Genomic DNA, 4,599 nt, shown 5'->3' with positions numbered 1-4,599 from the left:
GGGGTGACTACACGAAAGTGACGTATCTGCACGGAAAGGGCGAACGGATAGCGAACGTCACGCGGCAAGTAGGGAGTTGACGGCGCGCAGCGGTCGCAAGGCGTCCGGATCGGGTTGATCTTCAACATTCCAGCTATAGTCACCGGTCAGCGAGATATGCTCCCAGCCCAATGGCGCGATGTGGCGTGCGATTTCGTCGGCTGTGCCGATGTCCGCCAGCGCCATTTCGAGATAGCGAGTGTTCCACAAGATGATGGCGGCGACGAGCAGGTTGAGGCCGGAGGCGCGATAGGTCTGGTTCTCGAACCGACGATCGCGCAGTTCGCCGAGCTGGTTGAAGAAGAGCGCGCGGGCGAGCGCGTTGCGGGCTTCGCCTTTGTTGAGGCCCGCCTGGGTGCGCCGGCGCAGGTCGATGTCGCGCAGCCAGTCGAGCATGAAAATGGAGCGTTCGAGGCGGCCCAGCTCGCGTAGTGCGAGGGCCAGTCCGTTCTGTCGCGGATAGGCGGACAAGCGGCGCAGCATTGCCGAAGCAGTGACGGTGCCGGTGCGGATCGACGTGGCGAACCGCAGCAGTTCGTCCCAATGCGCCGCGACATGACCCAATGCGATCGGTTCGGCCGTCATGCCGGCAAGCAAGGGGCCGGATTCTTGGCCGGGAAGGAGGTGTAAACGACGCTCCTTGATGTCGCGCAGGCGCGGCGCGAAGCGGTAGCCGAAGAAGGGCATGAGGCCGAACACATGGTCCGATGCCCCGCCCGTATCGGTGTAGTGCTCCTCGATCGTCAGGCCGGTCTGGTGATACAGCAAGCCATCCAGCACATAGGGCGCTTCGCCAGCGGTCGCCGCGATCACCCGACTTGCGAAGGGGTCATATCGATCCGAGACATGGGTGTAGAAGGCAACGCCTGGTTCGTTGCCGCTGCGCGCGTTGATGTCGCCGATCGCGGCCCCACGGCCCCCGGCATGAAATTGCTGTCCGTCGCTCGACGAAGTGGTGCCGTCTCCCCACAGCGCGGCGAGCGGCATGGCGCGATGGGCGTCGATCAGCCTTCCCAACGCTTCGCCATAGGCGGCTTCGCTGATGTGCCAGTCGTGAAGATGGGCGAGCTGACGCAGACTTGCGCCCCGGCAGGTTTCCGCCATGCGTGTGAGGCCGAGATTGATGCCATCGGCGAGGATGACCGTGAGCAGGGCATTGCGATCGTCGGCTTCCCGGCCCGAACGACGATGGATGAAGCATTCGCTGAACCCGGTCCAGGCATCGACCTCCAGCAGAAGATCGGTGATCTTCACGCGCGGCAGTCGATCATAGGCGGCGCGACGGGCAATCTCGGTGGCGGGCGGTGTTGCCGCCTTCAGCGGCGAGATGAGGAGACCGTTTTCGTCAAGCTTAACCTGGGGCAGCTCCCCTTGCCGTGCAAGGACCGTTACCTGCTCGATCGCCGTGTCGAGCCTGGTGCGCCGTTCCTCGATATGGCGCTCGAAATCCGTTTCGATGGCGAGCGGCAACGGCCCCTTCTCGCGCAGCGCCGCAAAGGTCGCCGGCGGTATGAGATAGCTGTCGAAATCGCGAAACTGCCGGCTTCCCGCGACCCATATATCCCCGGCTCGCAACCGCTCGCGTAGTTGCGACAAGGCGCATAGTTCATAAGCGGCACGATCAACGATGCCATCCCGCAGGACGAACGGGCGCCATGCGGGCGGCACAAAGCGTAGCGGCACGCGATCAGGCAAGCGCCGTTTGCCGGTCCGATATAGCTCCGCGATGATGGCCAGCGCTGACAGGAGCCCCTGAACCGCGCCGGCGCCGCGAAACTCGAAGGCGTTGAGAAAAGCGCCGACAAAGAGCTTCACCGTCCGATGCCGCTCGATCAATTCGGCGGTGCGATCGACGGTTTCCGGTCGCCCGAGCACTTCGGCCTGCTCGACGGCCACGGCGAAGTGCTGCCAGTCCAGCGCCTCGATCTGCGCCAGAGAATCCACGCCCTTGCTGCGCGCGTCGATGAGGAGGCGGCAAGACCCCGTGAGCGTCCGGAGGTGGCCTTGCAACTCGCGCACCGTCTTGAGGGCTTTGTCGCGGGTCCGGTTCTCGGCGCGGCGCGCCATGCTGCCCAACAGCTTGTCGAACATCGTCAGGGTGGCGTCGGTCAGGCTTTCCTCAAGCCGGATGCCGGTTGCCGCCAGCGTCGCATGGCGGCGCAGGGCATTGAGTTCGCCAAGGTGCTGGGGTGTGATGCGGCTGCCTTCGTCCGCCAGCCTGTCAAAAGTCAAAGCCGGGATCATGTCGGCACGGGCGCGATCGAGGCCCAGCGCGCGGATATAGGCGAGCCGTTCGATCAGGCGCAGGATGTTGCGCGCTGCCGGCGATTGTGGCGCATTGCGCATCCAGGATAGCCATGTCGCGACCTGCCCCGGTCGTCGGGCCAGCAAATCGTCCAGGCCCTGAAGGGTGTCAGGCAGCAGGCCATTCGTGAGCACTTCATAGGTAAGCTGTTCGGCTTGCTGGCGCGCCCGCCGCAGCACCGCTTCGAGAATCGACGGAGAAGGCAGGAGGATCTGCAGGCGCCGGAGTTCATCGACGATGACGTCTGCCATCTGGCCGGGGTGTATGATGGTCTGCGCGATTGGGACCGAGAAGGCGACAACTTCACGGAAAGCGTTGCGGTCAAAAATCCTGAACCCGTGCGATCGTCGGATTTCGACGAGATGCTCGCGACGGGTCTGGTCCCGATGGGCATAATCCGCGAAGGCTGCCGGCGCGACGCCGAGTTGCTGCGCCACATAGGCGAGCACAGGAGCGGGCGGGACTTCGCCCGCTTCCAGCGCACGGCCAGGCCATCTCATATATAGCATGAGCATCGCATAGCCGAGCCGGGTGGCATCGCCGCGACGGCGGCCGACAATTTCCAGGTCGTCGCTGGTCAGCGTATAATGACGCGCGATCTCGCGCTCATCGAGCGGCGCGCCATAATGCCTCGCCCAGATTTCCAGGCTCACCAGTCGCCGTCTCGCCAAGCATCATCTCCTTCGCTTTGCGTGTCCGTCAGACGGTCCTCTGGCGGCCAACAGGAATATGTCCGTTAACTCTGGACCTGTAACGGCGATTCGGACAAGATCGCATAATGACGGGAAAACGGACAGGATCGGGCATCATGTGGCGCTGATCGGCTATGCGCGCGTCTCGACCGCAGACCAGAAGCTGTCGCTCCAGCTTGACGCGCTGAACACTGCCGGGTGCGACCGTATATTCGACGATCACGCATCCGGGGCAAAAGCCGATCGGCCTGGCCTAACCGAAGCGCTCGCCTATTTGCGCCCCGGCGACACGCTGGTGGTCTGGAAACTCGACCGCCTCGGCCGCTCGATGAGCCACCTGATCGAGAAGGTCGGCGAGCTTGCGGCGCGCGGCATCGGGTTCCGCTCACTCACCGAGAATATCGACACCACCACTTCGGGCGGCATGCTGGTGTTCAACATCTTCGGCTCGCTGGCCCAATTCGAGCGTGACCTGATCCGTGAACGCACTCATGCCGGCCTCAAGGCCGCACGCGAGCGGGGCAACAAGGGTGGTCGCCGGCCTGTCGTTACCCCCGACAAACTACGTAAAGCGCGGGCGCATATCGCAGCGGGCCTCACTGTTCGTGAGGCGGCGGCCCGGCTCAAGATCGGCAAAACCGCCCTATACAAGGCTCTGGAAAACGCGTGAAACCGCTGGCGATCAAGAACTCGTGGGTGCTGGTCACAGGGGCTTCGACCGGTTTGGGCAGAGCGTCCGCCCTCCGCTTGGCGGCATCGTACCAGGCCAAGCCCCTGATTGTTGGACGAAGGCTCGACAACTTGCGGGAGCTACAGACCGAAATTGACGAGCGGTTCAATGTGCCGTGCGAGATTATAGTGGCTGATCAACGTGAAATCGAGGGCAGGGAGAAAATCGCGGCTAAGGTTGCAGAATTGCAAGTAACAGCCGCTTTGTTGGTTGCCGGAATGACGAGCGTTGGTTCATTTGATGCAGGCCGTGCCGACACTTATGCCGAGGTAATTGAAACAAACATACTCGGTTTCACGGATTTGCTGGCTCGCCTGATTGCGATTTTCAGGGAGCAGCCGTTTGAATCCTCAGTAATCGCCGTGTCGAGCCTGGCGGGCGAAACATCCGTGCCCTTCCAAGCGGTCTACGGCGCGTCGAAAGCCTATGTGAGCACCCTCATGCGAGCGCTTTCCGTGGAGCTTGCCGGGACGGGAGTGAGTGTTGGGTCTTTTGCACCCGGTGGAATCGACACAGACATGGCTGCCCTCAGCGATTTGAAGTGGGGGAGGTTGGGTTTGATGGACGTTGACCGGTGCGCGGCCCATGCAGTCCACGCTCTGGTTTATCGGCAATCCTTCGCCATACCGGGGATGGGCAACCAGCTCACATATTTGGCGAGCAGGGTTCTACCTCGATCGTTGGTCAATCGGATTGCCGCCCTCCCATATCGGCGCCCGTAGGGCGGCACCACATAAAAGGGGCAGGAAAGCCTGCGAATAGCATCTGCTGGCATCGTACCGGATTTGTTCGCCCTTAGCGTGCAGATACGTCACTTTCGTGTAGTCACCCCT

The 4,599-nt window shown here is 62.6% G+C and carries 3 protein-coding genes; 2 read left to right on the top strand and 1 reads right to left on the bottom strand.

All coding sequences use genetic code 11. From position 1 onward, the window contains the following. Nucleotides 1–57 precede the first annotated feature (57 nt). Nucleotides 58–3,015, bottom strand: a complete 2,958-nt coding sequence (locus AX708_RS02535; RefSeq protein ID WP_066117383.1) for a Tn3 family transposase — start codon at nt 3,013–3,015, stop codon at nt 58–60. A gap of 139 nt (nt 3,016–3,154) precedes the next feature. On the opposite strand from AX708_RS02535, the gene AX708_RS02530 reads away from it, so the two are divergent. Both AX708_RS02530 and AX708_RS02525 read left to right on the top strand, forming a co-directional pair. Beyond that, the gene (locus AX708_RS02530; RefSeq protein WP_004213210.1) at nt 3,155–3,706 is read left to right on the top strand and encodes a recombinase family protein; all 552 of its coding nucleotides are present in this window, start codon (nt 3,155–3,157) and stop codon (nt 3,704–3,706) included. After that, nucleotides 3,703–4,488, top strand: coding sequence for an SDR family oxidoreductase (locus tag AX708_RS02525; RefSeq protein WP_004213209.1), 786 nt, complete (start codon nt 3,703–3,705; stop codon nt 4,486–4,488). The genes AX708_RS02530 and AX708_RS02525 overlap by 4 nt, the downstream gene beginning before the upstream one ends. Nucleotides 4,489–4,599 lie beyond the last annotated feature (111 nt).

Source organism: Erythrobacter sp. CCH5-A1 (assembly GCF_001557115.1).
Classification (GTDB): Bacteria; Pseudomonadota; Alphaproteobacteria; order Sphingomonadales; family Sphingomonadaceae; genus Erythrobacter.
This window is presented reverse-complemented; position numbering and strand designations above follow the sequence as displayed.